Annotated in this window: 10 protein-coding genes and 1 pseudogene; 2 read left to right on the top strand and 9 right to left on the bottom strand. The window is 57.8% G+C overall.

What is annotated here, in order from left to right; all coding sequences use genetic code 11:
• Positions 1 to 265 precede the first annotated feature (265 nt).
• The 4 genes from I6F38_RS05210 to I6F38_RS05195 all read right to left on the bottom strand — a co-directional run bounded on the left by I6F38_RS05210 (position 266) and on the right by I6F38_RS05195 (position 5,936).
• Complete coding sequence (locus I6F38_RS05210) at positions 266 to 505, bottom strand: hypothetical protein (protein ID WP_225159313.1); 240 nt, start codon at positions 503 to 505, stop codon at positions 266 to 268.
• A 1,235-nt stretch (positions 506 to 1,740) separates the two neighbouring features.
• The gene (locus tag I6F38_RS05205; protein ID WP_225159312.1) at positions 1,741 to 2,859 is read right to left on the bottom strand and encodes a branched-chain amino acid ABC transporter substrate-binding protein; all 1,119 of its coding nucleotides are present in this window, start codon (positions 2,857 to 2,859) and stop codon (positions 1,741 to 1,743) included.
• Positions 2,860 to 4,020: 1,161 nt separating this feature from the next.
• On the bottom strand, positions 4,021 to 5,736 hold the full coding sequence (locus I6F38_RS05200) for an MFS transporter (RefSeq protein ID WP_225159311.1): 1,716 nt from the start codon (positions 5,734 to 5,736) through the stop codon (positions 4,021 to 4,023).
• On the bottom strand, positions 5,733 to 5,936 hold the full coding sequence (locus I6F38_RS05195) for a hypothetical protein (RefSeq protein WP_225159310.1): 204 nt from the start codon (positions 5,934 to 5,936) through the stop codon (positions 5,733 to 5,735). Before I6F38_RS05195 ends, I6F38_RS05200 begins: the two co-directional genes overlap by 4 nt.
• 1,201 nt (positions 5,937 to 7,137) lie before the next feature.
• Here I6F38_RS05195 and I6F38_RS05185 point away from each other — a divergent pair.
• Positions 7,138 to 7,719 (top strand): NYN domain-containing protein, encoded by a 582-nt coding sequence (locus tag I6F38_RS05185; protein ID WP_225159309.1) that lies wholly within the window; start codon positions 7,138 to 7,140, stop codon positions 7,717 to 7,719.
• Between the two features lie 801 nt (positions 7,720 to 8,520).
• Here the strand turns inward: I6F38_RS05185 and I6F38_RS05180 are convergent.
• From I6F38_RS05180 to I6F38_RS43715, 4 genes and pseudogenes are all read right to left on the bottom strand, one after another.
• Complete coding sequence (locus I6F38_RS05180) at positions 8,521 to 8,778, bottom strand: hypothetical protein (RefSeq protein ID WP_225159308.1); 258 nt, start codon at positions 8,776 to 8,778, stop codon at positions 8,521 to 8,523.
• A gap of 1,619 nt (positions 8,779 to 10,397) precedes the next feature.
• Entirely contained in the window at positions 10,398 to 11,147 is a 750-nt protein-coding gene (locus tag I6F38_RS05175) for a carbonic anhydrase (RefSeq protein WP_225159307.1), read from the bottom strand.
• Positions 11,148 to 11,155: 8 nt separating this feature from the next.
• A complete protein-coding gene (locus I6F38_RS05170) occupies positions 11,156 to 11,875 on the bottom strand; it encodes a thermonuclease family protein (RefSeq protein ID WP_225159306.1) in 720 nt (239 codons plus the stop codon).
• Positions 11,876 to 12,319: 444 nt separating this feature from the next.
• Positions 12,320 to 13,095 (bottom strand): annotated as a pseudogene (locus tag I6F38_RS43715) (IS630 family transposase); the annotation flags it as partial.
• A gap of 144 nt (positions 13,096 to 13,239) precedes the next feature.
• Here I6F38_RS43715 and I6F38_RS05160 point away from each other — a divergent pair.
• Positions 13,240 to 14,241 carry an effector protein NopP gene (locus I6F38_RS05160; RefSeq protein WP_276573471.1) on the top strand — a complete coding sequence of 334 codons (1,002 nt, stop codon included), beginning with the start codon at positions 13,240 to 13,242 and terminating at the stop codon, positions 14,239 to 14,241.
• Positions 14,242 to 14,878: 637 nt separating this feature from the next.
• On the opposite strand, the gene I6F38_RS05155 is transcribed toward I6F38_RS05160, so the two are convergent.
• Entirely contained in the window at positions 14,879 to 15,727 is an 849-nt protein-coding gene (locus I6F38_RS05155; RefSeq protein WP_225159304.1) for a nodulate formation efficiency C protein, read from the bottom strand.
• Positions 15,728 to 16,214: the final 487 nt, after the last annotated feature.

Genomic DNA, 16,214 nt, shown 5'->3' with positions numbered 1-16,214 from the left:
GCCCTCGCGTCCTGCTTCGAGATGCTACAACGTGACGCTAGGTACGAATCAAGTCGTTTGAGCTGCGGCGCGCGCCATTAAAATCTGAACTCCCGATTTCTCACAGGCAGCTAATCAAACCGCGAGCTGCGCAACAATGCATGCCATATTCTGCTTATGTGCCTGTGCCTGTGCTTGTACCACGTGAGCGCTTGGAGATTTTACCAGCGCGGTTTGTGGAGCCTCCGCACAGATCACTGCAGCGACGAAGCTTGCGACCGTAACCTCAGGTTAGGTCGCGCAGGCTGTAATCTCGCTCAAATAGTTCCAGAAAGCACAGCCGAGCGAACGCGGCTGCAGGTCGAATAGCGTCGGTACGGATCGGAATTGGCGTGCGCTTGTTGATTTGCTTGTAAGAAGAGTACGAAGCGGCGGCCGAAAAAAAGTCAGCGCAGGAAATATGAGGGCGGAATTCCCCCAGTAATTCGAACTGATCTCGCTGAAAATCAACAGCATGGCGTTCCATTCAATGAGCTTCCTAAGCATAAGCTCCTGGATCGTCCGATTCCCTTGCACAGCCGAGAGGCCGCACGCATCGGCGACGTCTTGCTGCATGAAAGGGGCATGGACAATTGTCCAGCAGCCCCACGAGCTCAAGCCGCGCAGATGAGAAAGGGAGTCGGCGCTTCTGCTCAATCATGTTGGTCGTCATGCCTGCCAAGATTCTGTACGGGACGCTCGGATCTGTGACCGCAATGGCACACTGAGCCGAGGTAGCGAGATCGTCCGACCGCAGCGTACCGTGTTTACCGGCGTAAAAATACGGGACTCCAGTACTATCCAAGCAAAGGATGTGCTTAAGCCGTCGCTCGTGATTACCTGCTCGAAATGAGGTCCAGCATGAGCCATGCGGCCGGGGACCGCTCTGAAGTGTCGATAGTGACAGAAGAAGAACGAGAGTTGGCGCGGTGCAGGCAGGAAATAGCGCGTCTCAAGAATCTGGTTGTGCAGCTTTCTCAGCTCGTCTTGCGGCATGTCGCGGAAAGTAGCGAGAACCGGAAGCCGCAATCCAGGTGAATCGCTTGGGCGTGTGATCATATATGACAGAGGACGGCAATTAGACGATTTCCGTTGTGACCCGCAGCGCGGCGGCCCCAGGGGGAGGGGGAGCGGCCCCGCCTTGTTTCCCCGAGGCGGGGCCGCTCAATTTCCGGTCGACCTTTTTCGTGGAACGAAGCGCCCGAGCTAATGCGCGTCGCGCGGCCCGATAGTCGAAACTCTCCATAAGCCGAAACCGGTGATTGCAGTCAGGCGAAGGGACGCCTCGCTCGTGCCCGCCGCTTAAGCGTCTGCGTTGGGCCAAGTTATCAGCTCCAAATGAGTCTGGCCCCGTGAGGCGTCGAACCGGTGCAGGCTGTGCATCGATCGGAAATTGGATCCAGACTTCCCATATGCGCGGCGCCCGCTTTAGACCGATGGTGGTCTGCGGACACCAAGCTGCTCGATGACGCGCTTTGATATCTCTACTGGATCGCCAACTCCCCGTGCGCCAATCTCGATGACCTTTTTTGCGACGATTTCGGCGATAGGGTCGTCTCGATCAACCAAGCGGAGCGAGCGCATTGTCCGAGCATACGCTGACCTCAGACATTCAATTTGTTCCGGCGGCAGCTTGCTGCCTTGGAGCAATCGATCGATCGACACTGATCCCCGTCCTGCCTCCATGGGGACGCTAACTTTGATGTCTGGTACTTAGATAAGTCAGAACGCGGTCGGGTTAGTCTCGCTATAGCCACCTTTGTCGTCCCACCTATAAACGACGTAGTCGAGCTGCTTGATGTCGCCCTTGGCGTCGTATTGCAGTGTGCCGATCACAGTGTCCCAAGAGCCCGCTTTGATCGTACCCATCACCTTTTTCGGGTCTATGGTACCAGCCTTCGTTGCGGCTTGCGTCCAGACCTGCACCGCAGCGTAGGTATATAGCGTGTAGCCCTCGGGGTCGATATTCTTGGCTCTGAACTTATCGACGATCGCAGCCGCCGTCGTCTTCTTGCGTGGGTCGGGCCCGAAAGTGAAGAGCGTACCTGCTCCAGCTGCGCCGGTAATCGAAGCATATTCCTTGTCAGCCAACGCGTCACCCGACATCAGGACGGTCTTGAGGCCCTGATCGCGCATCTGGCGCAAGATAAGGCCCGCTTCTTGGTGATAGCCGCCGACATAGACGAGGTCGATATTGTCACGCTTCAGTCGCGAGACAATCGCATTGAAATCCTTGTCGCCCTTATTATAGGACTCATACATCTTTTCAATGACGCCGGCCTTATTGAGTGCCTTCTTCGTCTCGTCGGCAAGTCCCTTTCCATACGTCGTCTTGTCATTCAGAATTGCGATGTTTTTGCCGTTGAATTGCTTCGCGATATACTGGGCGGCAACCTGGCCCTGCTGGTCGTCACGGCCGCAGACGCGCGCCACGTTCCATAGTTTGCGTTCGGTGAATAGCGGGTTGGTCGAAGCCGGCGTGATCTGCAACACTCCGCCATCCGCATAGGCTTCCGAGGCTGGGATCGATGACGAAGAGCAAAAGTGCCCTGCAACGAATGGGATCTTGGCAGCAGCGACCTTTTCCGCTACCGACCTCGCCTGCTTTGGATCGCAGGCATCGTCCTCTATGTCGAGGGCTAGCTTCTTGCCGAGTACGCCGCCGGAAGCGTTGATCTGCTCCACCGCCATCTCGGCGCCGTTCTTCATTTGCCGACCGAAGGCGGACTCGCCCCCGGTTATCGGTCCAGCGACGGCGATGGTGATTTCCTCAGCCAATGCCGCGGCGGACAGCACAATCGATGCTCCAAGTGCAAAGCCGATTAGCTTGAGTGATTTCATGGGGGAGTCCTCACAGGGGTGAACGCGGCGGCGAGCAAGCTTGAGCAGAGCAAGGCGACCCCGCGGCGGTCAGTGCCAGGAAGCAGCCCGAGATAAAGTGACGGTCGCGCATCGAACCGTTCGATTGCGCTGCTACGTGAGAGCATTGATGAGACAACGGTTCGTACTGCAGGAATATACAAGGGTTCGGTAGCCATCGGCAGACAGCCCATCGCTGCGCGTCCAATCTCATACCGCCCGCCAGCTCAACGAACAGGGCTATCTTAGTTGGAGACTAGCTGAATCGGGTGTTTATGAAAGAAATAGATCAGTCCGTAACGTACAAGCTCGTCGCGTCAGAAGCGTCGTCACTTGAGCCACGCGGTCGATCGAGCCGAAACGAGAGACGGTCGTTCAGCTCGTGCGCGATCATCGTCTTTCGAGACGCAGAAACACTTGATGCTCGACGGCGTGATCGCCTTGATAACACGCGCAAGGCAACCAGCGCGGTTTCAAATGAAGGCAAAGACGAGCAGGCTCGAGCAGAGTAGTGCGAAGCTGGTCGCGGTCAGCACAAGGAGGCTACCGGAGACAAGATCATGATTGCCCATGAAGCACACCCTCGATTGCAGCTAAGGAGAGACGCGCAGCAGCAGCTCGTCTCTTTGAGCTTCGACAGCAAATTATGCGATTCTGGTCGCGCTGTTTCCGCGTCGTTCGGGTGATGCTGCATTTTTGCGGCATTATTCAGCGGTATTCTGTTGAAGTTCGGCGTAAGAAGTGGAGCGAATGGTGGCGCTCGAAACGTCAGAAATAGACAGCTCTTATGCGGTGAGCCTCGAATGGTGATTTGGCGCCCGGGGCGAAGCTGAGGGCCCGCCATCCAAGGAAGCGCCGCCGACGGCAGGCGAGCACAACGTATTGCTAGACTAGTTTGGTGACGCGACCAAAGTGCGGGAGATGTACGGCTGGCCAACAGCAAAGCCACCGTACGCTATCGGACAAGACTTACAAAGGCCGAACGTTTCAGCGCACTCGACGGAAATCGTCGCGCGATTATCGCTTAGTCGGCCTGACGCCTTCGTCGACTTTCGCGAGGGCAACGCAAAGAGCGTCCAGCTAGGCGCCTTTCGTATGATGAAGTGTCGATTGCTGCGTTCCGGCCCCTGCCAGCAGGCTGGGTCACTTGATTGGGCGGAGTGGCCGGCTACGTAATGCCTTCGTCGGGCTTGCGATCTCCCCTCGCATTTCGCCAGCTGCGTACTCGGTCGTATCGTCGTTCGAGTGTACCGAGCCGAACGGCCTTTCCAGCATGCGACGGACCCGTACCGGCGCTGGGCCGACGTGGAAATGAATTGCCCGCTGCTCTATTATACGTTCCGACCGCGTCGAGCGGTTCCGCCAACGCAAGTAGTCGAGCCAGGTCGGGCAGTGATAGCGCTCGGTCCACATTTCCGGATCGGCAATGTCCCGGGCGATCGACCAGCCGTAGGCGCCGTTGCGCTGGCGGGACAATTGCACATCTTGCATAACACTATGAAACGCTCTGGCATTCTCCTGTGCAACGCGGTATTCGATCTCGACGACGAGCGGGCCGCTGCGTCCGGTCAAGGCGAGCCGTACCTCGGGATCGGCGAGCGGTTCAGGCTCCTCACCCCGCGCGCCGATGCGGGGCATGGGCAGCCAACGGCCGATGAGCGGTGAGGCAAGCATCAGGGCGGCCGACACCAGCAGCGCAGTTTCGACGCCGGCCGCGTCGGTCAGGCGGCCCCAACCCCAGCTGCCGACGGCAATCCCGCCTGAGCTCGCCGCCTGATAGGCCGCAAGCGAGCGTCCGGCCACCCAGCGCGGCGCCGATAGCTGCACCCCAATGTTGAATACCGCCCACACCATCATCCATACGGCTCCCGCCAGGACGAGCGCCGCCGCGGTCAATACGGGCTCGCGACTGAGCGCAACCGCGGCCATCGCCGCGCCCATAGATAGCGCACAGGCGCGGATCGCGGCCTCGCCGCTCAATCGCTTGCGCAGCTCGGTGATATTCAGTGCACCGACCACCGCACCCAGGCCAAAAGCGCCAAGCATGATGCCGTAGGTCTGCGCGTCGCCATGCAAGAGATCGCGCGCCACCAGCGGCATCAGAGCGGTGATCGCACCGCCAATAATGCCGGTCACCAGGCTGCGGGTCAGCACAATCTTGATCGACGGCGAATTGCTGATATAGCGTACGCCAGAAACCATCGCGCGGCTCAATCTTTCGGGCGGCAGGCGTGAGGGTGCGCTGATGCGTTTCCAAAGCAACAAAGCGATAATCAGCGGCACATACAGCAACGTGTTGAGCGCGAATGCGGCCACTGCACCCGCGGTTGCCACCACGACTCCGCCGATTGCCGGGCCTATGCTCCGCGCGATATTGTAGCTGATGCCGTTCAGAGCGATCGCCGCAGGCAGCTGTGCTTCCAGGGGAACTTGTTCACTAACTGACGATTGCCAGGCCGGTCCCATCATCGCCATGCCACTGCCGACAACGAGGCATAGCATGAGCAAGAGGTTTGGGGTGGCCAAGCCAAGCCAGGCGATCACCGTCAACCCGGTCGCTCCGGCGAGCGCCAATCCAAGAGAGACCAGCGCCACGATGCGGCGGTCATACATATCCGCGATCGCCCCGGCTGGCATCGAAATCAGCATCACTGGCAGTAACAGCGCGGTCTGCACCAACGCGACTTTGTCGGCCGACGACGTCATCTGCGTCATGGCCCAGGCTGCACCAACACCTTGAATCAGGATACCGATATTGGAGAGGAGGCTCGCGAGCCAGATGCGCCGGAAGGTCGCGTGCCGCAGCGGCGCCGTGATGCCGTCGGCGCTACGCGTCTGGGTTTGAGGTGAATCGGTCATATCCGCTCACGATAATCTACCATGATTTGATCTTGCAGGGGATCACAAGGATGTTCCTGGCGCGATATCGCGTCAGCTCCTGGCATGGTCGTGAAATGAAATGCTTTGATCGCGTTTGGTTGGCAGTGATCTACTGCTTCTGTCGCCTTGCGCCTCATAGCAAAGGCAGCGGCGCAGAAAGCAGAAACAGTCACCATCACCGGTGCTGCAATCTCCTATCGCAGTAGGATCGTCTTCTAGTCGTGGCGAAGGGAACGCTAGCGATCGGATGACTTAAAGCCCGCCTCATACCTATTGGCTCCAGCGCGCTGGTTGCATGCTCTTGTTGAGAGATTGTGCTCGCTGGCGGATGCACAGTTTTGTACGGGGCGGACAATGCGCGAGACCTCTAAGCGGGACACGGTTTGCATTGCGAGAAGCTGAACTAGCTTTCAGGAACCGCAACTCCATCTCGCGGGATTCTTTGGGGCGGCGCATCCGTCAGCCTCTAAGAGAGGTGCGCCCGGATGATTTAGGCGCGAAATGCCGAGTTCATTGCGGCAGCTGCATCCGCTTTCGCGAGGGTCTGATGACCGCATTGCTGCGCTAGTGTGCCACGGCGGCATTTAGACCAGGCGCGGGATCTTTGGCTGGGTCATGATGTCAAAACCTGCTCGGGATGGTCGATTCTCGCGTGAAGGTGCACGTGAGGCGCTCGGGTGGGAAACGAACTGGTTCGTCCCTTGCGTACTGAGTTCGCCCGAGCGGAGTCGAAGGGAAATCAAGGTATTCATTGCCGGCATGGCAGACGGACATAGCAGGCCGCTCTAGATCATTGGGGACGACAGGTGAGCGGTGGAAGAGCTGTGCTGCAAGCAGGAGACTGTGTGCCTCAAAGCGCATGTCGTGAAGATCTAAGACAACGTCACGTGACATAGCAACGAGGGCTGAGAGTGACCGGAATTGCTACAGCAGAATTCTAGGCCGGTGAGATCATTCGCTTTTCAGCGGTTTTGGCCGAACAAGACTGGGGCGACCTCCGTCGAGTACGGTCTGATCGCGGTGGCGGTTTCCGTTCCGCTTATCCTTGCGCTCAACGGTCTTCGGTGCAAACCATAACGCTGATTGCAGTGCTGCGCCTGCGCGCAGCGTTTCGACCGGCGAGTTCGACAAGATGGATCTCGCACGCGAACCCGGCACAGGCAAGCAACAGAACTTCGAAAAGGCCTCCGCTGGATCCTTGGGCCGATGATGTGAAGTCGATGGAATAGGAGACGCGATCGGTGTTATGAGCTCGATGAAAATCTCGTCCCATGTCATTGGAAGAGGCCCCTTCGCTGCCGACCCTCCAGCTCGTCCTCGTAAGCGGCTAGTTCACAGCCTGCGCCGCCCCGCGCAACCATTTTGCAAGCTGGAGCAGTGATGTCCCGATTCGAAAAATTCGCCATCTTTATCGACGGTCCCAACCTCCACGCTACCTCCAAGGCGCTTGGTTTCGAGATCGACTACAAGCGCCTGCTTGAGGAGTATCGGAGGGAGGGCCGGTTGCTGCGGGCATTCTACTACACGGCGACTGCCGAGGATCAGGAGTATTCGTCGATCCGGCCGCTCATCGATTGGCTCGACTATAACGGCTACACCGTCGTCACGAAGGCAACCAAGGAATTCCTTGACGCCAGCGGTCGGCGTAAAGTGAAGCGTAACATGAACATCGAGCTTGCGGTCGATGCCATGGAACTCGCGAGGCATATCGACCAGATGATCCTGTTCTCTGGTGACGGCGACCTCCGTTCCTTGGTCGAGGCCGTGCAGCGCCGCGGCGTCAGTGTCACCGTCATCTCCACCAATACGATCCAGCCGCCGATGATCGCAGACGAGCTTCGGCGGCAGGCGGACGACTTTATTGAACTAGCACAGTTGAAGCCGAAATTGGGCCGCGATCCGACCGAACGGCTCGGGCCCGCGACGGGTGCTGGCAAGCGAGAGTCCGCCAGCGCGGAATAGCGCATATGGTGATGCGGGGACGACAAGTGGCCATGATACCCGGCAGCCCGCCGGCGCCATCCGACAGCACGACCATCACATGATGGCTTGCTCCCGCCAGGGGCGTCTCGCGCCTGTCATGCTGTTCTAGACGCCGATGCCATCCTCTCTCGCAACGGTCGGCTCCAACAGCGCTTGTTGCTTGTAACGCGGTGCGCTCTCGGCAGCGCGACGTCCGGCGTCCTCAGGTGGGTCTGACGATAGCTTCGGCCGCATCTCGCACCGGCTGACACGGTGCGCTGGACCGGTGGTTGGATTGTCGTAGTTCGCTCCCAAGCCGCATCAGGCTGCACCGCAGCCACAGCCCTTCCTGCTTCTCGTGCGTGCTACGCCGAAACAATGTTTCAGCATATGCCCGCATGCGGAATCGGTAAAGCAGTCGGTAGAAATGACTGGCCATATCCTGCTCCTGGTCCATTTCGCCAACGAGAGGCTTTCCATGCCATCATTGTCTTCACTTAGCGCGACGTTTGAATGCAATTTGCGCCGAGGTTGCGCCTGAAACCGGCCTTGGAGTGCCTCTTTTGATGAATTTTCATCGCCCGGATCGTGGTTCACGAGATAAAGCCGCAGTAAGCAAATTTGATCTCCGCCATGGTGATTCAAGCTTGAGCTATGAGTGAGTCTTGACGACGAAGATCAAGTCGATGTCGTGCAGCAATTAGCGTCATTCTACGATCAAATCGCCGTCCTAGATGCCGCGAGAACTCGTGCAAGCCGCCATAAAAGCATCTAGCAGGCTTTGAAGACTTTCAACGTATACTAACAACCTATCCGATTCTTCGCGTTCTGTTGTGCCGAGCGCATAGATGCGCAAAGTCGCCTAGCGTGGTTGACCCGTTCGCGGCCGTTTGCGGCTCGCTTTTCGGCAAACTCAAGCTGCGTGGGATCATGACGGAGCTTGTCCAACTCGCCGAGCAGCAACTTCGTGACCGTTTGTCGCTCATGCCTGGTGAGATCCGCGCTGTAGAGCACGCTGAGATAGCGATCGATGTTGGCACGCGCGACGTACCGGTACATGTCGCCGGTCCCCTGTGTCCGGGGCGGTCCCTAGGTAAGAGCCCATTGTACCGTCCAACGGCATCGAGCACTAGCAATTGTCACTGCTTGCGCCAGCCATTGCGGCACGGCTCGACCGTTGCGTTCGATTATCATGGCGCGGACGGTTCAGAACGTGCCCTTGTGGTGCGCGTCGACGATGATAGCGCGGACGCCCGTTCGTACGAAACCCGTGCCGGTTTTGAGGTCGATGCACACCCGACACTAATGGTGTCGCGAGCGCTCGGGTACGGAACGTGCGCTTCTGATACGATCAGATCATGCTCGCCGAGCAAACGCGCTCCTCTTGTCCGTTTTGTACAAAGTTTGCGAGCGCATGAGGACGCACAATCTGCCACATAGCTAGATGAGGGCGGAATGGCCCGCGCCACTGGTTCACTCTCTCGGCGGGCGTTCGGTGAGGGAGCCTGCTTGCAAGTCTAAGGTGTACGATTAGTCGTGCCGCTGAGCGATCCTGGTGCGCTTGGTCGCGACGGCCAAAAGCGGGATTCAGCCGAGCAGGAGGCTTGTTCGCCGGAGGGCAGTCCATTACCGATGGACTTTAGGTGCCGTGCTTCTCGGCCAGCGGCTTCGATTTGCTTGCAAATTGTTGTGCGTCGATGACATGACACAGGCCGAGATCCATGCCACGAAGACGCGGTCGGTCGCGCGCTGCTGCGGGCGGTAGGAAATTCGATCAATGAATACGCCGCTTAAATCGATGCGTTGGTCGAGGAGACCTGGGGCGACGTGCAGTGAGGCCGCGCAGGATGATCAGGCTGATGTCGGGATCGGCAAAACGGTCTTCAAAGGTGCTTGCCGACGCACCCGCTTCGGAATTCAAATCGACAAGGCGCGCCCACGCAGAGCTACCACAGCGCGTTGGACAAGTTCTCAGGACGTCCATCAATCCTTTTGTGCCAGGCTCGACGGGTGTAGGCGACGCGCAGAAGAATGTTCTGCGTCCCAGCCCGTGATCGCAACTGTCGCGCGCGCGAAAATTGCCGGTTTATTGCGGATCCAAAGTATGGTCTTACAGTTTCAGCGATGCTGCGTTTCCGAGATTGAAGGTCGCTTCGTTGGCTGATGCAGGAGAGACCGTCAGATGCCGTCGCGAGCAACAGTGTTCCTCACATCAGCAGGCTGGACCGCCGTCGTGATCCTAATTCTGCTGTATGTGATCTTCAGCCCGATCTGAGTCGGGGGGCTTAACGGAACGATCTCTATCGGTTCCAAAACGGATGATCCGGCGAGGATATGAAATTTGTCCGGTGTCGCCGAGCCCCGCTTCGATCCCGACATCCATCGCAGCGCATTTCTGCGGCTTCAGCCAACTGTGTTGACCAGTGCATTGACGGAAGGCATGGACCATGTTCGGTCGCGGCAGGAATTGTGTGGGTGCTGGCCGCGCGTTGCCAACACAAGTACGTAAAGTAAGAGGAGGATAAAGAGCCCGCGCATACAAAGTGGTGTCCTGTCCCGAAGCTGTATGTCAATTGTGCAGCGGATCACATCCGGTGCATTTTACCGATGGACGGGTGAGTTTTGCGGAACTCAACCGAAGCCGTGCTGGGCGGTTCAAACGACTGCGAAAGTGCAGGTCAGTTCAGTAGATCGACCCTGCCGGTGTCGAGCCGGTACAGACCCCCGACGACCTTAAGTCTGTTCTGCTCAACTGCCGCGTTCAGAACCGGGCCCGCCGATTTAAGTTTCTCGACGTTATCGATTACGTTTTGCCGGGTGGCATTGGCGAACGCATCACCGGTTTGCTGGCGCGATTTCCGAACGGCAGGCGCAAGCGCAGTGACGAGGGATGGAATATGCCCCGGCGCCGGCTTGTCGTCGTTGAGCGACTTGATCGTGGCGTCTATCGCGCCACAATGATCGTGACCGAGTACTATAATCAACGGTGTATTTAGCACGGCGACTGCGTATTCCATGCTCGCGATCGTGACATCGTTAGCAAAATTGCCGGCGAGGCGGCAGACAAACAGGTCACCAAGTCCGCTGTCAAAAGCAAGTTCAGGCGCTATGCGAGAATCGGCGCAGCTCAGAACCGCCGCATATGGATTTTGTCCATCGACTAAAACCTGACGCTCGCGCTTGAAATCGTCGCCTCGTGATGCGCCCTGTACAAATCGGTCATTACCTTCAATCAGCCGCCTGAGCGCAGCATCCGGCGAGAGCAGATTGACCGGCTTGGGCAGCTGTTTTGCTTCCTTCGCATTAACGATGTTGTCGCCGAGCCGCATGCCAACCGCCGAAAACGCGAACAGCGACAGCAATAGCGACCGGCGCGACGGCTTGATCATCGGCGAGCATGACATATTAGGGGAACGGTCTGCGTGCATGTGTCGCCTCATCGCGCCGCTTTACGCCATCCATTGGCTTCAGCCTCCGCTTCGCTGCAGAACCATCGATCACCCAGCTTCTTCGTCATATCGATTTGTCCGTAACCAAGTTGCCCGGGCATGTGATAAGTGCGCTCGCCCCCGCGGCCCAGCGTGCCCTTTATCAGACATTCGGGCGAGGGCGGGTCGGATAGCAAAGCGGATCCGAGCAGGAGTTCCTGAGTGTCGATCGGTATCGAGCTCGCGCCGACAACGATCGTCCCCTTGTTGCGGCGACGCCAGTCCCAAGGAGCGATGAACGCCCCCGACCATAGGCCCGCATAGGCATTGCTCGCTACAACCTCATAGATAATGTAGGTGTGAGGATCGGATGATAGTGCCCAGCCCGAGCTTATCATCCATGCGTTCACGTCCTCGCCCGCGATGAAGCAGCTGCCGAGTGACCGGCCGTACTTATCCACCCCTGTGGTATGACAATCCCACGTTCGTCCATTCGAATGCCTGATAAGCTCATCGCGAGCAGCTATGCCGCAAGCCCATTTCTGGCCGTGGGCGTCGAGGCAGATCTGATCCGTCTCTGGCGCCTCGATACCCGAAAGCCGAATTTTGGTTTGCTCGATCTCAATGGTATTGCCATCGACGATGCGCGGAGGGCCGCTGAGTTTCGCTGCGCAAGCCGGAGACGTGATGATGGCGAGCAATGCGGTTATCATCGCGCGATGTTTCATCCCGACAGCCTTTCGCTTTTGGTCCATGCGCTCAGAAACACGTGCAATCCGGCGTCGCCGCATTCGACTGCTTGATCGCACCATGTCGGGTTTGGCCTGTGCTGCATCATTCGATGTTTGGTTGGTGGAAGCTCGATTGTGATTGCCAACCTACGGCCTGACGTAACGTGAGATTCAAGCGATTTCTTGTGTGAGTTGCGATGGGCTTCCGACCTCGATCGTCTCTCTCAGTTGGCGCACACCGCACCGTGCTTAAGATCATCGGGCACAGCGTCGAACTCGGTGCATAAAAAACAACCGAGTGCTCCCGGAAAGAGAAAGCAATCAAAGTAAATGAACATGGCTTGCAACGCGTTCGCGAGCGCCATCGTACGGCGCACGATCTTTCGATGTAGATTCGTCGATGTGCCAGACATCGGGCGCAACCGTTAGAGCATGCTGTCTTTACACAGAGCGTAGCCCGAAGTTTTGAGGTGGTTGGTGCACTCTTCCTCGGAAGAGATTGAGGAGTTGGCCAAGCTTTCGCCAGGCGGCCTCGACATCACGAGGCGCAGCTCGCATGAGGCGTTTGAGTTTGGTGAAGACCTGCTCGATCGGATTGAGGTCAGGGCTATAGGGCGGCAGGAAGATGCGGTGGGCACCTCTGGCGCCGATAGCTTGGCAAGCCGCTTTCCTTCGTGGCTGCCAAGATTGTCGAGAACCACGATCTCGCCAGGTGCGAGGGTAGGGGCCAACACATTTCTCGACGTACAGCGTGAAGAGCTCACCATTGATGGGGCCATCAATCATCCAAGGCGCGCTGATCTGATCGTGACGCAGCGCCCCGCGATGAAGGTCATGGTCTTCCAATGGCCGAAACGTGCAGATGCTTGGAGGCGCTGCCCACAAGGCCTCCAGCCGCGTAGCGGCGCCATATTGGTCTTGATCCACGTCTTGTCGATGAAAACCAGCCGCGCGACATTGATCCTGCCTTGGTGCGCTTTCCAGCAGGTCCGCTTACGGGCGACGTCTGGGCGATCCTGCTCGGCTGGTAGAAGCGTTTTTTGAAGCTGAGCTCCTCGGCGTGAACAACAGTCCACACCCGCACGCCTGTTTTGATCCCCCGTGCAGTCAGCTCCCAGCTTGCGCAAGGTGAATGGCCCCGAGCGAATGCGTTCGCGCAGCCAGTCGGCGTTGGTATCCGACAGAACCCGCTTCTTATGACCGCCGATCTAACCGGGGCCAGGCCCCCGATATCCCGTCTCAGATTCTTCCAATTCGTCACGGAGGGACGGCTGAGCTGTAGCGCCTCTGCGATCGAACGAACCGTCTCGCCCGCGCCATGGCTCATTCGCGGAGGTCTTCCGAATGGGGGCGCGTCATCCATGCTGGCCTCCGCCTCCAGCATGGAGCTCGAATCAGAAATCCCACCCGAGGGGAATCCCGAATCCAGAAAACAACAAGCTCCTAGTCAGCTTACCGTCAGTTTCGGCTGGCTACTTTGGCGTGGCCCAATGCGCCTCAAATCAATAAGAAACCCTCTTGCCTTAGGAGTACGGATCCTCATGTACGGTCGAATTGGTGGGTATTATGAAGCAGTTACGTGGGCATCCCACGACGAACACGCGGATGAAAGAGATTTCGAGGACAGGTTCGCTAACATGCACCTGTCCGCAACGGAGCCGACCTCCTCTTCTGCTGCGCCAACGTATTCCCTCGTGACCAAACCTCCGATAGAGCCGATCGACAAGGATACGTTTCGCAGAGAAGCAAAGATCTTCCAAAATGATCATGAAATAATGCGCATCGCCGAGAATCCGCGGGAGTACTCGCGTTTCGTATCGACACGAGCCAAGAACGTCAGAGAGGCTGCGGAGGACTACGGCTCGACCAGAGATTCGGAGGAAGCGCGATACTACAGCTATACTCTTGGAAACAAAACTGTCGCACTGCTGCGGACGGAAGGCGGATACAGCATGAACGAATTCCACGACGACAGGTGGCGAGAACTGTTTCCCGGGCGAGAACACATCACCTCCGTCGTCGATCTTCAGCTTGCCCATCCCTTGGTGGAGAACGCAGGCGATATTCTGCTCGAGTATCAGCTTCGGCGAGATGCGCGAGAGGGCGAGCAACCGTTGCTCAAATGGTATCCACTTAACGAAGAATCGAAAGCTCGCGCGGCGAAGTTAGGTTTCGTAGAGGTCGACGATTGCAATATGGTACTTGATCCTACTCAGCATCCTGACAAATGGACAACGAATAGCGCAGGTGAATGGCAGCGCGCCAACAAACCTGAACGATATCTCGCTAAAGTAGACGACGGCGAGCGCCGTAATACCCATGTAGCAAGCTCCGGATACGCATACGAGGATGACTTTATGTGACTTTAAGAGACGGCGCCCGGGCGGGTGGGGAAGAGCGAAAGAAGCATGCTTCAGATCAGGATTTACGACGCGCAAACGATGCGCGTGAGGAAATCTAGATCTTCCGTCCCAATTCTGCGGTCGATCCGACGCAGTGCATGGCTGCAGAGCTCCTCGCCGGGGGTGCTCGGGAGAGGGGCCCGCCGCCATGAAGTATGCCGGCGTCGCTATCACTGCCCCGTTCCCGGGTACCCTTTTAACCGGTCTCGTCGCTGCACGCGCTCCCGCGTGCCGCCTTCGGCGTCACGCTCCTGCGGGTGCCATTGTCTGTTGAAGCGATGCGCTGCGCGCACGCCTGGTCAGAGCAGGGGCCGCAAGCATCGCTAGGCCAACTCCCCCGAAGAATGGATCTAGAGCTGGCCGCGTCGCAGATTGGCGTCCGCTCGCTGCATGCGACTGGGGAGGGCTAAACCGGCTCTCGTAAGCTGGCACGTGGGCGCCTGGTCACGGCATCGATTGCTTCGCGGAATGGGCCGAGAGCAACGGTGCTGCCCTATGACGAGCTGCGAGAGGCTCGCGGTTTGTCGCAAAAACGAAACAGGACAAGTCAGCGCTTCCGAACGCGTGTGCTTTGCTGCTGCTCCGAGGCGCCTCAGCGTCAAGGAGCTGCGCCGCGATCTTGTCTTGTGTGACCATTGGCCGAGGCCTTTCGCGCCCTCTCTATTGCTTCCCGTTCACTTGGCTCTATCCGATCGAACCAGGAGCCTGGAGGATAAGCCGCGATTCGCTTGGCGAAGAAAGATTGCGGCTCCCAATCTTGTCCCTCGCTCTTCTCGAAAGTGATGACGCCGTTGTGGGTAAAATAATGGGGGCCTGGGATCTTACAGTTCACCAAAAGCAGAACACGCCACAGATCGCCCTTCTCGGTCGGCTTGGCATTGGGTTTCGACACGTAATCCACTGCAACGGGTTCAATGATATGGCAGCGGCCGTGCCGCAGAAGATTGCCGAGCTTGCCTTGTGCAGTCGTCACGAAGTTGAAGTTGGCCGGATCATGCAGAAAGTGAAGATTTGCATCCGTTTCGCCATCTGTGACTTCACTGGCGATCAACGAGAGCGCCAAAGCGCGCCAGCCCAATTCAATCGGCTTTGCATATGTCGACGCAAGTTTAATCGTCCCGTCAGTCGCGATCTTCCAAGTGATAGCGTACTGTTCGTCTGATCTATTGTCCGGGTGCCTGGTCCATGAAAAATAAACATACTCTGTTCGGTCAATTCCTTCAGCGACTCCCCACGATCGAGGCACAAAGTGAGCCACCTTCGAGACCTTGGAAATGATTTGTTCTATAGTCTCACCATCTTGCGCTCGCCACGTTGACTTGACCCTTTCGACAAGCGTGTGGTCGTTGGCGCGAACATTGTTGCTCGTCACCGCCAGCCCGGCCAGGCAGATCAGCGACCGCGCGATACAGAACCAAAGCACGCGCCTTCCAGAATTTTTCTTCATTGCTTCCGGCTCATCTGGTTATCATCCACACGTCAATCCAAAGCGGCACGTCTTCCTCAGCGTGCTATGCGCAGATCGCAAGAAGTTAGCGGCAACGTGACGCAGGCGCCTGCCGATGTCCCGCGCGAGCAGGCGCCGTCCCTCGATGTCACGCGCCGCTAACTTCAGTGGTCAGCCAAAGCCTCAATTTGCAATGCTGAACCTGCCCAGGAGGAGAAGCCTGGACATGATGAGGACTTGCATTGTTCGTGCCAGGCAATAACCGGCAGTTCGCGGCAGATTTGTGCTGTCTTTGTCGACTTGCCGACGTACAGCACGTTCTAATGTTACCATTCAGCCTATTCGCCACGACTTCCGTGAATGATTCTTGTCACGCATTGAATCTTCGACAGCGGGCGAATGCCTCGCTGCCGGAGTCTTGACGACAATTGGGAGCAGGTATGCCGCCATCGATCCGTGTGATCCGGGGGCGTTGCCGCTACTACGA

Origin of the sequence: Bradyrhizobium sp. BRP56 (assembly GCF_020194035.1) — a bacterium.
GTDB classification, from domain to species: domain Bacteria; phylum Pseudomonadota; class Alphaproteobacteria; order Rhizobiales; family Xanthobacteraceae; genus Bradyrhizobium; species Bradyrhizobium australafricanum.
Note: the sequence above shows the minus strand (reverse complement) of the source record. Positions and strands in the feature narration are given on the sequence as shown.